This is a genomic window from Amycolatopsis sp. NPDC051716, from assembly GCF_040681595.1.
In the GTDB taxonomy this organism is placed as follows: domain Bacteria; phylum Actinomycetota; class Actinomycetes; order Mycobacteriales; family Pseudonocardiaceae; genus Amycolatopsis.
Window position 1 is genome coordinate 154,408 of record NZ_JBFAZA010000013.1, and the last position, 13,704, is coordinate 168,111.

The following is a 13,704-nucleotide window of genomic DNA, read 5'->3' on the forward strand; positions in this document are numbered from 1 at the left end:
TCCAGCGTGCTGGAGGTTGCAAGCTGCTGATCATGGCCTCGACGATCGACTCCGCGCCCCGTCGCCGAAGCGTGCTCTGGAGCGCGGAAAACCGGCTGACCACGATCGCGTTGCTGCTCGTGGTCACGTTGGTCGCGTTCGAGAGCATGGGCGTGGCCACGGCGATGCCCACGCTGGTCGCCGACCTCCACGGGCTGTCGCTCTACTCGTGGCCGTTCACGATCTTCCTGATCTCCAGCGTGGTCGCGACGGTGCTTTCGGGCCGGATCGGCGACCGCCGCGGCCCGGCGCCGGCATTGCTCGCCGGGCCCATTTTGTTCGCAGCCGGTCTGGTGGTGGCGGGAACGGCGAGCGCGATGCCGACGCTCCTTCTCGGCCGCGCGTTGCAGGGCTTCGGCGCGGGACTGCTCCTCGTCTCGGTCTCGCTCCTGATCGCGCTGACGTTCACCGACCACGAACGTCCGGTCATCTACGCCGCGAACGCGGCCGCTTGGGTCCTGCCCGCGGTCATCGGGCCTTCGGTCGCCGGGGTCGTGACGGTCAGCGTCGGCTGGCGCTGGGTCTTCCTCGGCTTGGTTCCGCTCGTGGCAGTCGGCGTGCTCATGCTGGTCGTGGTCGTCCGGCGCTTGCCCGCCCACGAGCCCGCCACGGGTGGGCGACGGGCGAGCGTGACGCAGGCGATCATCGCCGCGCTTGGCGTCGCAGCGTTGACGTGGGCGGCGCAGCACCAGTCACTCGTCGCGCTCGGCTACGGCACGGTCGGACTCATCGCGCTGGGCTACGCGCTCCGGACGCTGCTGCCGTCCGGGACGTTGACTTCCCGTCCCGGCCTGCCGACCGTCATCGCCTCTCGCGCCCTGATCGCCGGAGCGTACGCCGGGATGGAGGCGTACCTCCCGCTGACGATGAGCGCGGTCCACGGTTACAGCCCCGCCCTCGCCGGCCTGCCACTGACGATCACGGCTTTGGGCTGGTCGGCGGCGTCGGCAGCCCAAGGCCGCTACCTCGACTGGTCGCGAGAGGCATCGCTGCGCACCGGCTTCTGGCTGGTCGCGGCCGGCCTGGTGGGCTTCGGCCTGGTTTCGCAGCCGTGGTTCCCCGGCTGGGTCGCCTTCGTGGCCTGCGCGGTCGGCGGCGCAGGCATGGGGATCGCGATGCCCGCGATCTCCGTCCTCCTGCTCCGCTACTCGCCCGAAGGCGAGCGCGGATTCAACACCTCGGCGATGCAGCTCGCGGACTGGGTCGGCTCTGCGCTGCTCATCGGCCTGGGTGGTGTTCTGCTCGGCGCGGTCGGCTCGGTTTTCGACCCGTCGCCGGCGATGACCCTGCTCACGGTGGCCTTGGTGGCGCTCGCGGTGGTGGGCGTCCGGCTGAGCGGGCGGTGGCCGTCAAAGGTGTGACAGGCCACTTCGAGAGCCAGGGTGGACTTCGTCACGCGCTGGAGCGGACTACCCTGGAACAGCGATGACTTATCTCGACCACGCGGCGACCACACCGATGTTGCCCGAAGCCATAGCGGCGATGACCGAGGCGCTACCCACCGTGGGCAACGCCTCGGCGCTGCACTCTTCGGGCCGCCGGGCTCGCCGGATGGTCGAAGAAGCCCGCGAAACCATCGCCGAGGCACTGGGCGCTCGTCCCTCCGAGGTGATCTTCACCGGCGGAGGCACCGAGAGCGACAACCTCGCGATCAAGGGCATCTATTGGGCTCGTCGCGGCGAGCAGAAGCAGCGTCGCCGCATCCTGTGCGGTGCCGCGGAGCACCACGCTGTGCTGGATACCGTCGAATGGCTCGAAGCCCACAGCGGTGCCGAGGTCACGCTGCTGGACGTGGACAGCCAGGGGCGGGTATCGCCTGACGTCCTCCGGGCAGCCATCGCCGCGGATCCTGAGACCGTGGCGTTGGCCACCGTGATGTGGGCGAACAACGAGGTCGGCACGATCAACCCGATTGCCGAGCTGACGGCGGTGTGCGCCGATTTCGATATCCCGTTCCACACCGACGCGGTTCAGGCCGTCGGGGCCGCACCGGTCGACTTCGCCGCCAGCGGCGCCGCAGCACTCACGCTGACCGGGCACAAGCTCGGTGGCCCATTCGGAGTGGGAGCGCTGCTGCTCGGACGTGACGTACCTTGCGCGCCTCTGCTGCACGGCGGTGGCCAGGAACGCAACGTCCGCTCCGGCACCTTGGACGTCCCGGCGATCGTGGGTTTCGCAGCTGCGGTCCGAAGCAGTGTCGCGTCCCGCGCCGACTACGCGAAGCGCGTCGAGGAACTTCGAGACGGGCTCGTCGAGGCCGTTCAACGTGAGGTACCCGACGCCGTCCTCAACGGTGGAGATGGCGAGAGGCTGCCCAGCCACGCCCACTTCACGTTCCCCGGATGCGCTGGCGACAGCCTGTTGATGCTGCTCGACGCCAAGGGCATCGAATGTTCGACGGGATCTGCGTGCACTGCAGGCGTCGCCCAGCCGAGCCACGTGCTGCTCGCCATGGGGGCCGATCCCGCAGCGGCTCGCGGTTCCCTCCGTTTCTCCCTCGGCCACACATCCACCGCCGCGGACGTCGACGCCGTGGCTGCGGAGATCGGTGGCGTCGTCATGCGCGCCCGGCAGGCCGGCCTCGCCGGAATGCGCAAGCAGACTCAGAAGCAAGAGGTGTAAGGCAATGCGGGTTTTGGCCGCGATGAGCGGAGGAGTGGACTCGGCGGTCGCCGCGGCGCGCGCGGTCGACGCCGGGCACGACGTCGTTGGTGTGCACTTGGCCCTGTCGGCCAAACCGGGAACTCTGCGGACCGGCTCGCGCGGGTGCTGCACGATCGAGGACTCGCATGACGCCCGGCGAGCCGCTGACATCCTCGGCATCCCGTTCTACATCTGGGATTTCGCTGAGCGCTTCACCGAAGAGGTCGTTGAAACCTTCGTCGGCGAATACGCTGCCGGACGCACCCCGAATCCTTGTGTCACCTGCAACGAGAAGATCAAGTTCGAAGCGCTTCTCGAAAAGGCGATGGCGCTCGGGTTCGATGCGGTCGCGACAGGTCACTACGCGCGTCTCACCGTGGTAGACGGTGTGCCTGAATTGCGTCGTAGCGCGGACAGCGGCAAGGACCAGTCGTACGTACTCGCCTCGCTGACACCGGAACAGCTCAGTCACGCCATGTTCCCCCTGGGGGGCTCCTGGAAGACCGACGTGCGCGCCGAGGCGGAACGACGAGGTCTGTCCGTCGCCAACAAGCCCGACAGCCACGACATCTGCTTCATCCCGGACGGCGACACCAAGAAGTTCCTGGAGAACCGGCTGGGACAGCGTCCTGGCGAGCTCGTGGACGCGGAAACGGGAGCCGTCCTCGGGCGGCACACGGGGGTGCACGGGTTCACGGTCGGCCAGCGCAAGGGGCTGGGAATCGATGCTCCGGCGCCGGATGGCCGTCCTCGGTACGTCCTGTCGCTCGAACCGGTGTCGGGCTCCGTCAAGGTCGGCTCCGCGGCCGACCTCGGCGTCACGGTGATCGAGGCTGACCGGGCGATCTGGCCCAGCGGCCGGCCGCTGACCGAACCCACCGAATGCGTGGTCCAGGTCAGGGCCCACGGAGGGATCGTGGAGGCGGTCGCCGACGTGGACAACGACACCATGACGGTGCACTTGCGCGAGCCGCTGCGAGGAGTCGCTCCGGGTCAGGTCGTCGTTCTCTACCGCCCTGATCCCGGCGATGGAGACGTCGTCCTCGGCAGCGCGAAGATTTCCGGCACCCGCTGATCGTCGGTCACTTTCGGGGTTTCTTCCGGAGCCGGTCCGCCTTGCGGCGGCCGGGGTGCATCGACGGCGGTGTCGTCGAATGGACTTGCCCAGTCGGCGTCGCGACGTTGAGGGTGCCGTCCGGCGTGACTTCGTAGTCCCAGCCGGGTTGTCCTTCCAGCTTGCTGTGCCGCGAGCAGTAGGTGACGGCCTGGTCCGCGATACCTCCGGACCCGCCCTTCGTGCGAGTCGCTTTGATCCCGCAGCTCTGTGCGGGGCGCGTGCATCCGGGCTGTCGGCACTCTTGATCGCGAACCTTGATGAACTCGTCCTGCTCGAGCGAGTAGCGCGTCGGGGACAGTTCGACCGCGTGACCGGTTCGCGGATCGGTGAGAACTCGGCGCAGCGTCGTATCGGGCCCGCCGATGATGTGCCGAGCCAGCGCAGACGCGATAGGCCCGCGACCGGCCAACGCCGCCGGCGTCTGATTGAGGCCGAGATAGGTTGCCAGGTCGATGTGCAGGAAGACCTCGGTGCGTTCGCTCGGGCCACCTGAGCCACTGAGCAGCAGATCGATGGCCACGTCCGCTCGGAGCTGATCCAGCGTTCGCGGTTCGTCCGGCGTCTTCAACGCACGGGCTGCTTGGTCGACGCGGGCATAGGCGGCGGTTGCCTTCTCTGTCGGTGCATTGTTGACCGACAAGTGGGTCACGCCGGTGTCTTGGTGGTGCAGGGTGAGTCGCCGCTCGACGAGCTTCCTTTCGGTGCGCAGCGCTGCGCCGTCGGGATCGGCTTGCGCGGCGGCGTAGGTCGCGGCCCGGCGGACCTGGGTGGCGTTCCGTCCCGGCACCCGATCTTCGAGCGTCGCGTCGACGACACGTACGTGATCTCCCGACAGCCATGCCGTCGCATCGGTCACCTTCATGGCGCGATAGAGGTCGAGCTGGCCGTCGTCCATGAGGTTGAGCATGCGAGGGAGGCGGGCAATCAGCGCGTTGGCGGCGGAAACGATGGCACTGGCGCGGTGTTCCGTTATGGACAAGGCCAACGCGACTTCCGACGACGCGCTGGGCGCCCGTCTCCGTCGCACGCTCAGGTCCGCGATCGCTCTCAGCTGCACTGCTTGCAGTTTCGAGATCTCCGCGTCGGTATCACGGATCAGGTCGACGACCTGGTCGTCTTTCATGTGCTGCAAGGTGTTCGGGTCGGCGCGGATCGATTGGAGCACGAACGGAAGTTCACTGTCGGCGCCCTGAACGGATGCGGGGATGAGCTTGTGGACTGGTTGTGAATGCGTCATGAGCTCGACGGTACGACGGCTTGCGAGGAAAGTCAGCAAAAGGGCGCGAACGGTCCATTCGCGCCCTTCATCTTGACGGATCGCAATTGTTTCGGGATCGTGCGGGTACGCGGACGACCGCGTGACGATCATGGGAGGGTAAATGTCCGAAATGGACTGTCGCTTCGCCGCGGGTAGAGGGCTTCGTCGCTCAGAGCTTGAGCTTGAAACCCGTGTGGCTGGGTACGAATCCGAGCCGCTCGTAGAACCGGTGAGCTTCGGTCCGGGAGGTGTCCGACGTGAGTTGCACCAGGGCGCACCCGCGCCGCCGCGACTCGTCGATCGCCCAGCGGACGAGGTCGGCGCCCAGGCCGGTGCCTCGATGGCCGGCGTGAATCCGCACGGCCTCGATCTGGCCGCGAAGCGCGCCGCGCCTGGCGAGCCCGGGAATGATCGTGAGCTGCAAGGTGCCGACCGGCTCGTCGCCTGACACGACAACCACCAAGAGCTGATTCGGATCCGCGTCGATCTCGGTAAAGGCGCGCAGGTACGGCTCGAGGTCGCCGGGATCGTCCCGGGTGGCGCCGAGCTGGTCGTCCGCCAGCATGCGCACGATCGCCTCGATGTCTTCTCGCCGTGCCCTGCGGATGGTGTAGTCGGCCACGACGTCAGTATCACAGGACGCGGGTGAATCCTTGATAGCTGTACTCGAAGCCGAAGCGTGCGTAGAAATCTCGCAGGTCGCCGCGGTTGACGCCCGAATCGAGGTGGACGCGCGCGCACCCGCGCCGGCGGGCTTCGTCGATGCCCCAGGTCAAGAGTGCGCTGGTCACACCCCGCCGTGCGGCGCGGATGCCTTCGAGCAGGCCGCGGGGTGCGCCGTCCCAGGCGAGGCCTCGAAGCACGGTCAGCTGTGCAGTGCCGGCGACGCCGTTGTCGTCCTCGGCCACGACCAGCGTGACGTGCGGGGTGTTCATGAGTTCCCGGAGCGCGGCTGCCAACGGTTCGCCGCGTGCGCCGAACAGGCGCACGAGCGCCTCGATGTCCGTTGCCCGCGCGCGTCTGATGACCTCCATCCCGCCCAGTATGCAGGAGGCTGGACGGCGGACCTAACTGCAACGACGTGGCTACCCGCAGTGCTGGCCGCGTCTGCTCTCAGGTCACCGCGTAACGACGAACCCCGTCGACGGTCTGGGCGCTCAATTTCCCTTGAGATACCAGGAGATCGAGGTGGGCGGCGGTTTCGAGGACCGCAAGCATCTGATTGAAGGAGTCCATTTCGGACAGTTTGCGGTTGCGTCGGGTCCAGCCGATCCGGTGCGCTGCTTCGTGCGCGCAAGTAGCACCGGCCTCGATTTGGGAGGCGATCGTCTCGAGACGTTGACGGTGGTGTTCCAGCAGTTCGTCGACCCGGGTGTGCACGCTCTCGGACACCGGGCCGTGCGCGGGAAGCATGCGGCGGTCCGGCATGGCACGCACCAAGCGGAGCGAGTCGATGAAGTCGTTGAGGGGCAGTTCGGCCGGCACCGGCTGGAACCCGATGGAGGGCGTGATGTGCGGCAGCACGTGGTCACCGGAGAACAACAGGTCGGCGGTGTCGTCGACGAAGACGACATGGCCGGACGTGTGTCCCGGAGTGGCGACGACTTCGAACTCGCGCCCGGGCAGGATCGGCCGCGGGCCGGGCGTCAGCCATTCGTCGGGCGCTTCCCAGAGCTCGGCTTCCGTGTGCCGCCGGTTCGTGCCGAACTGACGGGCCAGCGCTTCCACGACTTCGCGGGCCCCGGCCTGGAACAACAGGTCGACCTGGGCTTCCATCGGCAGGCGGTCGGGATTGCCGGATGCCTTGAGCGATGGCTCTTCGTCCTGGCCGAGAGCGATCTTCGAACCGAAGTCACGACGCAGGACCACCGCCTGCGAATAGTGGTCCCGATGCACGTGGGTCACGAGGAACTCGCTGACGTCGGCGAGTCCGGCACCGATTCCGCTCAGGGCGTCGGCGAGCTGTTGCCGGGCCACGGTCAGCGCCCAGCCGGAATCGACCAGGACCAGCTTCTCGCCGTCGGTGACCGCGTAGACGTTGACCGCGCGCAAAGCATCGTTGGGCAGCGGCAACGGGATCCGGTAGACGCCGGCCGAGACCTCGTAGATTCCGGGCTCGGTCCAGTTCCTGTCGCTGCTTTCCGGCAACGGTTCCACGGTGACCTCCGTCCCGGCGAGACTGCGGCGTCCCGGCCTTCTTCAGGCTGGGCCGTGCCGGGCCCGCTGTCCACCGGGAGGAGATGAGACGCCGGTCACTCGATCAGTCGGTGTCCTGCTTCAGGGCCGTGTCGATCGTCAAGGCCGCGGCGACCACCATGCTGGCGAGCGGATCCGGCAGCGGGTGCGGGATCTCCACGACGTAGTTGTCGGCCGTGGTGAAAGCGGCCTTGAGGATCCCGCCCCAGGTCTTGGTCACCCGCGCGACCTCGGTGTCGGCGTGGTCGCGGATCGAGAAGTTCCAGGCTCGCCAGTTCTCGGCGAAGATCCCGCCGACCGGCCGGCCGTCGACGATGAAGCCGAACCGGATCTTGCCGAAGACATTCTCCTGGACGATCTCGCCGATCGGCGTCTCGTCGGCCCTGGTGACGAGGAACCGGGACTTGAACACCTTCGCCGGCCGGGTCACCTTGAGCACGGTGCTGTGGTTGGCGTCGCGGACTTCGAACTTGTGGGTCAGGAACTGGTCGTAGTTGGTCAGGAGCCGGATCGCCTTTTTCAGCGTGCTCTGGCCCACTTCGACGACCCCGCCGAGCCGGTTGCCGTTTTGGTCGAAGACCCCGAACTCGTTGGCCATCTCGATCAGCTTGGCGCGCTGGTTGACCACGAGGACCGGCTCGGTGAACAGGGTCCCGCCCCCGGCGCGTGTTCCGCCTCGGCCACGTGTCGCGCGGTTGACCTGGTTCTGGATCCGGGCCGGGTCGTGGGCACGTTCGATGTCCAGCTCGATCGGCTCGGAGTCGCTCGGAGGCGGGAACGGGGAGGCCGTGCGGGTGTCGGCGGTCCAGGCCCGGCCGTCCCACCATCGGTGCAGACGGGGGTCCCGCGCGTCCGGGTACCAGCCCGGCTGCGGTGGCGAACTCGTCATGGCCGGTCAGCCTATCGCCGCGGACCCGCTCATGGTGTCACTGAAGGGAAATGCGGTGAATGTCCGCATCTTGACGCCCCGGCCGGTACCGGTATCGAGGGGTCGACCAGAATCGGTGGTCGTGAGTGAGCGAATCTGGCCCAGCGGAGCCGCAACGGCGATCGGATCGATGCCGGGCGAAGATCCCGCCGAAGCGGCGGCGGTCGTGTTCGGCGAGCTGCCCGACTTTCCGCACCTGCCCGAGCTGCCGGACCGCGGCGTCGGGGCGGACATGCTCGGCCGGACCGCCGCACTGCTCGTCGACCTGGCGGTCGAGGTCGTGCCGAGCGGCTACCGCGTCGCGTCGCGGCCTGGGCACGAGCATCGCCGGGCCCTCGATCTGCTTCGCTGGGATCTCGACGCCGTGCAGGAGGCGCGGGAGAAGTCCGGGGTCACCCCGCCGGTCTTCAAGGTTCAGGTGGCCGGGCCGTGGACGCTCGGCGCCGGGATCGAACTGGCCCGCGGCCACCGGGTGCTCACCGATCGCGGGGCCTTGCGGGACTTCACGGCGTCCCTGTTGGACGGCTTGGCCGAACACGTCGCGGAAGTGCAGGCCAGGACCGGCGCGCCGGTCCTGGTCCAGTTCGACGAACCGTCGTTGCCCGCGGTGCTGGCCGGTGGCCTGTCGACCCCGTCCGGCTACGGGACCGTCCCCGCGGTGCCGGAGCCTGAGGCCCGTCAGCTGCTCACCACCGTGATCGAGGGCGCGCGACGGATCACCGATCGTCCGGTGATCCTGCACTGCTGCGCCGCGAAACCGCCGCTGGGGTTGCTGCGCGAGGCCGGTGCGGACGCCTTGGCTTTCGACCTCGCCGCGCTCGACGGGGCGTCTGCCGCGTTCCTCGATGAGATCGGTGAGGTGTGGGACGGCGGGGCGACGCTGTTCATGGGCGCGGTTCCGGCAACCTCGCCGGCTTCGCCGACGAGCCTGAAGGAGGTCGGCGAGCCGGCGTTCCGGCTGGCCGATCGGCTCGGCTTCAACCGCAGCGTCCTCGCCGAACGAGCGGTGCCGACACCCGCCTGCGGCCTCGCCGGCGCGACACCGGAATGGATGCGGCGGGCCCTGGCGCTGACGCGGGACCTCGGCAAAGCCTTCGTGGAGCCGCCGGAAGGCTGGTGACGGAATCCGGCGACTCGCCGACGTCCGCTCCTGCCGGCAAGTAGCGTGTCGGGTAGCCGACCGAACGAGGATCACCCCTGACCATGCGTCTGTTCCGCCGCAAGAGCGCCGCCGCCGCCGATCCGCCTGACCCGCGCACCGCGTGGCCCGAGCAGCCCGTGCCGGACGACCCGGCGGCCGCCGCGGAGGCGTTCTGGCACGGCTGGTTCGAGCTGCTTCCCATGGTCAGCGCAGCGCTGGGGGAGGGCGAGCCGCACCGGGTCGAGTACGAGCTCTGCCAGCTGGTCGAGGCGCTGCACCCGCGGCTGCACTTCTCGCTCGAGCGCGGTCGCCAGGCGATCTACGCCCTGGTCGTGACCGGCCAGGAAGATCCCGAAGTGCGGCCGTTCACCGACGCGTGGCGCGCGGCCGCGCCGCCGGACGACGCGATCTGGGAGTACCACGATTCGGTCCCGCCGGTACCCGATCCGACCGAGGTCACCGTGAACCTCGGCGAGCACCGGATCGCACTGGCCGATGTCCGGGTCGTCGCCCAGGTGGACGACGAGGAGCACGTGGTCGATGTCGCCGTCTTCCACCCGCGCTTCGGCGATCTCGACGACGCCACCCGGCGGACCATGACCTTTCTCCCGCTCGACGCGACATTGGGTGAACGGCTCGCCGCCGAACGGTTACGGCGCGTCGAGACCGCGGAGGCCGAGCCGGCCGGGGCCATCACCCTTCTGGAGCTCCGTGAACTGGTCCGCGGGCTGGGCGGCGGACCGGACGAAAATGTCGGTACCTCCAGCTAGGGTTACCACCCGTGAGCAGCACCGAACTTCCCCAGGACCAGGTTGCGGCGGTCGACGCCCCGGTGGCCGCGGAGGACGTCGCCGACGTCCCGGCCGACGTCCGGGAGCGGCACAGCGCCCTCGCCGAGGAACTGCGCGACCACCAGTTCCGCTACTACGTCCTGGACTCGCCGATCATCTCCGACGGGCAGTTCGACGAGCTGCTGGGCGAACTCCAGCGGATCGAGGAGGCCCACCCGGCGCTCGTCACGCCCGAGTCGCCGACCCAGCGGGTCGGTGGCACGTTCTCGACTGACTTCACCGCGCACGACCATCTCGAACGCATGCTCAGCCTGGACAATGTGTTCGCCGAGGACGACTTCCTGGCCTGGGTCGAACGCGTCGAGAAGGAGGTCGGGCGCACGGAATTCCTCGCCGAGCTGAAGATCGACGGCCTGGCGATCAACCTCCTGTACGAAAACGGCCACCTGACCCGGGCGCTCACGCGGGGCGACGGCCGGACCGGTGAAGACGTCACGCTCAACGTCCGCACACTCGACCAAGTTCCGCAGCTGCTGACCGGCACCGAGCAGTTCCCGGTGCCCGCCCTGGTCGAGGTGCGTGGCGAGGTTTTCTTCCGCGTCGAGGACTTCCTCGAGCTGAACGCGAAGATGGTCGAAGCCGGCAAGCCGCCGTACGCGAACCCGCGCAACACCGCGGCCGGCTCGCTGCGGCAGAAGGACCCCAAGATCACTCGCGAGCGCCGGCTGCGGTTGATCTGCCACGGCCTCGGCAAACGCGCGGGCTTCGAGCCCCAGCGTCAGTCGGAGGCGTACGACGCGCTGGCTGCGTGGGGGCTCCCGGTGTCACCGCACAGCAAGGTCCTGACTTCGGCCGACGAGCTCACCGCGCACATCGTCTACTGGGGTGAGCACCGGCACGACGCCGAGCACGAGATCGACGGCGTGGTCATCAAGGTCGACCAGGTGGCGCTGCAGCGACGGCTGGGCACGACGTCGCGCGCCCCGCGGTGGGCGATCGCGTACAAGTACCCGCCGGAAGAGGCGATCACCACGCTGCTGGACATCCAGGTCGGCGTCGGGCGCACCGGACGGGTGACCCCGTTCGCGGTCACCGAGCCGGTCACGGTCGCGGGGTCGACCGTGGCCAGGGCCACCCTCCACAACCAGGAGGAGGTCAAGCGCAAGGGCGTGCTCATCGGCGACCGGATCGTCATCCGGAAGGCCGGCGACGTCATTCCCGAGGTCCTCGGTCCGGTCGTGGACGCGCGCACAGGCGACGAGCGCGAGTTCGTCATGCCCACGCACTGCCCGGAATGCGGCACGGAGCTCGCCTACCAGAAGGAAGGCGACAAGGACATCCGGTGCCCGAACACGCGGTTCTGTCCTGCGCAGCTGCGGGAGCGCCTGTTCCACCTGGCCGGGCGCGGCGCCTTCGACATCGAGGTCCTCGGGTACGAGGCGGCGGTTGCGCTGCTCGAAGCCCGGGTGGTCGCCGATGAGGGCGACGTCTTCGACCTGAACGAGGACAGCCTCGCCGAGGTCGAACTGTTCCGGACCAAGGCGGGGGAGTTGTCGGCGAACGCGCGGAAGCTGCTCGCCAACCTCGACGTGGCCAAGGACCGGCCGTTGTGGAAGGTGCTGGTCGCCCTGTCGATCCGGCACGTCGGGCCGACCGCGGCGCAGGCGCTGGCCCGTGAGTTCGGTTCGATCGAACGGATCGAGCAGGCCACCGAGGAGGAACTTTCCGCAGTCGACGGCGTCGGCCCGACCATCGCCCACGCAACGCAGGAGTGGTTCGACGTCGCTTGGCACCGGGAGATCGTCGAAAAATGGCGACGCGCCGGGGTGCGGATGGAGGAGGAGCGCGACCAGTCGATCCCGCGCCACCTCGAGGGGCTGTCGATCGTGGTGACGGGCTCGCTCGACGGCTTCTCGCGAGACGAGGCCAAGGAAGTCGTCATGGCCCGCGGTGGCAAGGCCGCCGGGTCGGTCTCGAAGAAGACCGCCTTCGTCGTCGTCGGGGACTCGCCTGGTTCGAAATACGACAAGGCCATTCAGCTCAAGGTGCCGGTGCTCGACGAGGCCGGCTTCCGCGTCCTGCTCGAGCAGGGCCCCGACGCGGCGCGGGAGGTGGCGCTGCCGGCCGGCGACGAGACCGCCGAAGAAGAGACCGGGGAATCGGATGGGTGACGTCGAGATCAGGCCGCCGCGGCCCGAGGAGTACGCCGTAGCGGGCGAGGTCACGGTGCGCGCATACGCGGCCGATGGCCACTTGGCCGACGACGTCGGCTACGACGCGATGCTGCGCGACGTCGCGCGGCGGGTCGAGAAGGCCGAGGTCCTGGTCGCCGTGGACGGGGCGGGGGAGGTGGTCGGGACCGTGACCGTCGTTCACCCGGGGTCCGAATACGCCGAGGTCTCGCGTTCGGGCGAGCTGGAGTTCCGGATGCTGGCGGTGGCGCCGTCGGCGCGTGGCCGAGGTGTCGGCGAAGCCTTGATCAAGGCGGTGTTCGATCGCGCTCGCGCACTGGGTCTTCGCAGAGTGGTCCTCAGCAGCGTCGACCGGATGCACAGCGCACATCGGCTCTATGAACGCCTCGGGTTCACGCGCCTGGCCGAGCGGGACTGGCGGCCGTTCCCGCACATCTCCCTGATCGCCTATCAGATCGACTTCTGACCTGGGCGTTGTCGAGAAAGGGACGAGCCCACGCAGGCTCGTCCCTTTCGGCGACGTGACCGGCTTCTCGCTAGCCGTCGAGGACGACCGCGACGATGCCGGCGAGGTGGGCGAGCCGGGCGACTTCGGCGGCGCGGAAGTTCGGCCCGCCCGGGCGGGCGACGAGCAGCGCCTTGCCCGGCTTGCCGAGCGGGGTCGCGGCGAGCTCGGTGCCGAGCTCCTTCCACGTCTCCGGGATCCAGTCCTCCTCGCTGTCGAGGACCGTGGCGCGTTCCAGCGGCAGCCACGGCAGGTCGGTGATCGGGGTCTCCGGGGCCGCGCTGGACGAGGCCAGCCGGACCGCGCCCGTCTCCGAATGTTCGACGATCATCGCCCAGCCGGCGCGCACGATGCGGGGAACGCCCTCGGCGAGAATGTCGAGGCCGGACTTCGGCTGTGCGGCGATCTCTTCGACGAGCTCGAGCTCGCGGTGCGTGTCCAGGACACCCGCGTAGGGACGGACCGCATCGACTTCGACACCCTCGACGCTCTCCGCCGCCGTGATCAGCGCGTCGGGCAGACGACCCGACGGGAGCTCGACCACCAGGTCGTCGACGGCGACTCCGCTGCCGCGTTCGACGACGTCCACGCTGAGGATGTCGGCGCCTACCGTGCCGAGCGCCGTGGCGACCGCGCCGAGGGTCCCCGGGCTGTCCGGAAGGAGGACCCGGATCAGGAACGACACCACGCGCCCCTCTCACCTCTGGCGTCCCAGCCTTGCCGTGGGACGCTCGATGCCGGTCGCCGATTGTGACAGACGCACCCGGCTCGCGGGACCTGCTGTCCGCCGGGCGGGATGTGAGCGTCGCCGGACGGCAGCCGGCTTGCGCCGGGCGTAACCCAGTCGAGTCCGCCCGCGCCGCCACCATAGACTTGCAGCTTCCGAGACAACCC

General features: G+C 68.9%; 13 protein-coding genes. 7 read left to right on the forward strand and 6 right to left on the reverse strand.

Annotated elements, in window-relative coordinates; genetic code table 11:
* Positions 1–32 precede the first annotated feature (32 nt).
* The 3 genes from AB0M30_RS19970 (at position 33) to mnmA (ending at position 3,757) form a co-directional block, all read left to right on the forward strand.
* Positions 33–1,400 carry an MFS transporter gene (locus AB0M30_RS19970; RefSeq protein ID WP_364585546.1) on the forward strand — a complete coding sequence of 456 codons (1,368 nt, stop codon included), beginning with the start codon at positions 33–35 and terminating at the stop codon, positions 1,398–1,400.
* A gap of 64 nt (positions 1,401–1,464) precedes the next feature.
* Positions 1,465–2,661 (forward strand): cysteine desulfurase family protein, encoded by a 1,197-nt coding sequence (locus tag AB0M30_RS19975; RefSeq protein WP_364585548.1) that lies wholly within the window; start codon positions 1,465–1,467, stop codon positions 2,659–2,661.
* Positions 2,662–2,665: 4 nt separating this feature from the next.
* Positions 2,666–3,757: a tRNA 2-thiouridine(34) synthase MnmA gene (gene mnmA / locus AB0M30_RS19980; protein ID WP_364585550.1), complete on the forward strand. Its 1,092-nt coding sequence runs from the start codon at positions 2,666–2,668 to the stop codon at positions 3,755–3,757.
* Positions 3,758–3,764: 7 nt separating this feature from the next.
* Here the strand turns inward: mnmA and AB0M30_RS19985 are convergent, their stop codons facing one another.
* The 5 genes from AB0M30_RS19985 to AB0M30_RS20005 form a co-directional block, all read right to left on the reverse strand.
* Complete coding sequence (locus AB0M30_RS19985) at positions 3,765–5,168, reverse strand: DUF222 domain-containing protein (RefSeq protein ID WP_364585552.1); 1,404 nt, start codon at positions 5,166–5,168, stop codon at positions 3,765–3,767.
* Positions 5,169–5,226: 58 nt separating this feature from the next.
* Entirely contained in the window at positions 5,227–5,679 is a 453-nt protein-coding gene (locus AB0M30_RS19990; RefSeq protein ID WP_364585553.1) for a GNAT family N-acetyltransferase, read from the reverse strand.
* Positions 5,680–5,689: 10 nt separating this feature from the next.
* Positions 5,690–6,091 (reverse strand): GNAT family N-acetyltransferase, encoded by a 402-nt coding sequence (locus tag AB0M30_RS19995; RefSeq protein WP_103335418.1) that lies wholly within the window; start codon positions 6,089–6,091, stop codon positions 5,690–5,692.
* 79 nt (positions 6,092–6,170) lie between these two features.
* Positions 6,171–7,214 (reverse strand): MBL fold metallo-hydrolase, encoded by a 1,044-nt coding sequence (locus tag AB0M30_RS20000; protein WP_364585555.1) that lies wholly within the window; start codon positions 7,212–7,214, stop codon positions 6,171–6,173.
* A gap of 103 nt (positions 7,215–7,317) precedes the next feature.
* Entirely contained in the window at positions 7,318–8,142 is an 825-nt protein-coding gene (locus tag AB0M30_RS20005) for a phospholipid scramblase-related protein (RefSeq protein WP_364585557.1), read from the reverse strand.
* A 121-nt stretch (positions 8,143–8,263) separates the two neighbouring features.
* Between AB0M30_RS20005 and AB0M30_RS20010 the strand changes: the two genes are divergently transcribed.
* From AB0M30_RS20010 to AB0M30_RS20025, 4 genes are all read left to right on the forward strand, one after another.
* On the forward strand, positions 8,264–9,301 hold the full coding sequence (locus tag AB0M30_RS20010) for a methionine synthase (RefSeq protein ID WP_364585559.1): 1,038 nt from the start codon (positions 8,264–8,266) through the stop codon (positions 9,299–9,301).
* A gap of 83 nt (positions 9,302–9,384) precedes the next feature.
* Positions 9,385–10,092 (forward strand): hypothetical protein, encoded by a 708-nt coding sequence (locus AB0M30_RS20015; protein WP_364585561.1) that lies wholly within the window; start codon positions 9,385–9,387, stop codon positions 10,090–10,092.
* Positions 10,093–10,103: 11 nt separating this feature from the next.
* Entirely contained in the window at positions 10,104–12,284 is a 2,181-nt protein-coding gene (ligA, locus tag AB0M30_RS20020) for an NAD-dependent DNA ligase LigA (protein WP_364585562.1), read from the forward strand.
* Positions 12,277–12,771 (forward strand): GNAT family N-acetyltransferase, encoded by a 495-nt coding sequence (locus AB0M30_RS20025; protein WP_364585564.1) that lies wholly within the window; start codon positions 12,277–12,279, stop codon positions 12,769–12,771. The genes ligA and AB0M30_RS20025 overlap by 8 nt, the downstream gene beginning before the upstream one ends.
* Before the next feature lie 70 nt (positions 12,772–12,841).
* On the opposite strand, the gene AB0M30_RS20030 is transcribed toward AB0M30_RS20025, so the two are convergent.
* Entirely contained in the window at positions 12,842–13,495 is a 654-nt protein-coding gene (locus tag AB0M30_RS20030; protein WP_364585566.1) for an amino acid-binding protein, read from the reverse strand.
* Between the last annotated feature and the right edge of the window lie 209 nt (positions 13,496–13,704).